The organism is Halobiforma nitratireducens JCM 10879 (assembly GCF_000337895.1).
Lineage (GTDB): Archaea > Halobacteriota > Halobacteria > Halobacteriales > Natrialbaceae > Natronobacterium > Natronobacterium nitratireducens.
In genome coordinates, this window is record NZ_AOMA01000159.1 from 1 (window position 1) to 2,673 (window position 2,673).

General features: G+C 64.7%; 3 protein-coding genes. 1 reads left to right on the forward strand and 2 read right to left on the reverse strand.

Annotated features, from left to right (window positions below; genetic code table 11):
* On the forward strand, positions 1 to 477 hold a 477-nt coding region (locus C446_RS14945; RefSeq protein ID WP_006673961.1), incomplete at its 5' end, for a YncE family protein.
* Between the two features lie 71 nt (positions 478 to 548).
* Here C446_RS14945 and C446_RS19400 read toward each other — a convergent pair.
* The gene (locus tag C446_RS19400) at positions 549 to 704 is read right to left on the reverse strand and encodes a hypothetical protein (RefSeq protein ID WP_006673962.1); all 156 of its coding nucleotides are present in this window, start codon (positions 702 to 704) and stop codon (positions 549 to 551) included.
* Between the two features lie 176 nt (positions 705 to 880).
* Positions 881 to 2,632 (reverse strand): dihydroxy-acid dehydratase, encoded by a 1,752-nt coding sequence (gene ilvD / locus C446_RS14950; RefSeq protein ID WP_006673963.1) that lies wholly within the window; start codon positions 2,630 to 2,632, stop codon positions 881 to 883.
* Positions 2,633 to 2,673: the final 41 nt, after the last annotated feature.

Below are 2,673 nucleotides of genomic sequence, written 5' to 3' on the forward strand. Positions count from 1 at the left end.
GAAGGGATCGACGCCCACGGGTTCTGGTTCACACCCGACGGCGAGGAGCTGTGGGTGCTCAACCGCGAGACGAACGACGGGATCGTCGTCGATCCGGACACCAACGAGGTCGTCGAAGAGATCGACGCGTTCGGACCGGACGTGTCCGAAGACCCGGAACAGCGGGACGCTCCCGACATCATGTGGGCCTCGCCGGACGGCGAGTACATGTTCGTCACGCTTCGTGGCCCCGCGCCGCTGTCGGGGGACCCCCACGCCTCGACCGGCGTCACGCCCGGTATCTCCGTTCTCAGCGTCGACGACCGCGAGATCGAAGACGTCATCGAGCCCCACCCGATCGACGAGTTCGAGGACGACCACGTCGAACTCGCACAGGACCCCGAGGAAGCAGGCCCGCGAGTGCCGGACTTCCACGGGATCGGCGTTCGCCCGCTCGAGGAGTTCGAGACGGAGATCGATACGTCACCGCCGTTCTGACGGTCCGACAGTTGACGGTCCGGTAGTCTGCGGGAAACCGTCTCCGTCGGGTCCTCAGCCATCTCTTTACCTTAGTTTTCGATCACCACCGGCGGCGGCAGTCGCAACGAGTCGACCGTGTGGCCGGTCTCGACGAAGTGCTCGATCGCCGCCTTCGATACCTCGTGTTCCGTATACCCCGCCGCGGTGCTGGCGTGCCAGTCGCACTCGAGGCAGTATTTGTACATTCGTTCCGACTTCCGTGATAAGATGGGGAAAGAACCGTGCAAGAAATGGAAGGGAGTTCGGGATGTGGCCCCGGTGGCGAGCGATCGGAACGCCGCTCCGCTCGACGGAGTCTTCGGTTTTCCCGTCCGGTACGGCTCGAACGGGGAGGTCACTCGCCACTCCTACTCGTTACTCGTCACTCGTCACTTGACCGGCTTCGCTTGACTCCCGGGTTCGTCACCGCGCCGTCTGCAGCCGAACTGAAGTCGCGGCCGAACTTCGCCAGCACGCCACCCTCGTATGCCGGATCGGGGCGATCCCACTCCTCGCGGCGCGCCTCGAGTTCGTCCTCGGTCAGATCGACCTCGAGTGTCCGTTCGGGAATGTCGACCGTGATCTCGTCGCCGTCCTCGAGCAGACCGATGGGGCCGCCGACGAACGCCTCGGGGGCGACGTGGCCGATCATCGGGCCGCGCGTCCCGCCCGAGAACCGCCCGTCGGTGATCAGGGCGACGTCGTCTTCGTGGCCCGCACCGACGACGGCGGCGGTGACGCCGAGCATTTCGCGCATGCCGGGGCCGCCTTTCGGCCCCTCGTTACGGATGACGATCACGTCGCCGGACTGAATGTGTCCCTCCTGGACGTAGGCCATCGCGTCCTCCTCGTTCTCGAAGAGTCGAGCCGGCCCCTGGTGGTAGAACTCGTCGTCGCCGGTGACTTTCAACACCGCGCCGTCGGGCGCGAGGTTGCCGGTGAGAATCTTGATCGCCCCCTCTTTTTCTTTGGGGTCGTCGACCGGATAGAGGAAATCGGCCTCGAGTTCGTCGTCCGCCGGCAGCCCGTGTTCGTCCTCGAGGTACTCGAGTTCTTCTGCGATCGTCCGTCCCGTCACGGTCATCGCCGACCCGTGGAAGAGGTCGGCTTCGAGGAGTCGCCGGATGACCACGGGCACCCCGCCGAGTTCGTGGAGATCGTTCATCACGCTGTCGCCACCGGGTTGCATATCGACGATCTTGGGCGTCCGCTTCGAAATCTCGTCGAAATCCTCGATCTCGAGGTCGACACCGGCCTCGCGGGCGAGCGCCAGCAGATGGAGTACACCGTTGGTCGAGCCGCCGATCGCCGTCTGTAGTGCGATCGCGTTCTCGAACGAGTCCCGAGAGAGGATCTCCGAGGGACGGCGGTCCTCTGTGACGACTTCGACGGCGAGTTCGCCGGCACGGCGAGCGACGGCGTATCGTTCGTGGTGTTCGGCCGGCGGTGAGGCGCTACCGAGGGGAGCCATCCCTAACGCCTCGGAGATGGAGGCCATCGTATTCGCGGTGAACATCCCGCCACAGGAGCCCGCCCCCGGACAGGCGTTGCGCTCGAGGTCGTCCAGTTCCTCGCCGTCCATCTCGCCGGTGCCGTACGCACCGACGCCCTCGAAGACCTGGACGATGGTGACGTCCCGGCCCTCGTGTTCGCCCGGCATGATCGAGCCGCCGTAGAGGAACACGGAAGGGAGGTCGGTCCGGATCGCAGCCATCATCATGCCGGGAAGGTTCTTGTCACAGCCAGCGACGGTGACGAGCCCGTCCATGCGCTCGCCGAAGCTGACGAGTTCGACGCTGTCGGCGATGAGTTCTCGAGAAATAAGTGAGGCCTTCATTCCCTCGGTTCCCATCGAGATGGCGTCCGAGATAGTGATCGTCCCGAACTCGATTGGCATCCCGCCGGCCTCGTCGGCACCCTCGATCGCCGACTCCGCGACATCGTCCAAATGCACGTTACAGGGCGTGATGTCGGCAGCGGGGTTTGGCACGCCGATCATCGGCGAGGATAGGTCTTCGTCGTCGAACCCCATCGCGCGAAACATGGCGCGGTGAGGAGCCTTCTCAGCACCCTCCGTCACGTCGCGGCTGCGAAGCCGCTCGTCTTTACCGAAATCGAACTCGTCGCTGCTCATACTCGGACCTTGGGACGGGCCATCATAAGTCACCCTTTCTC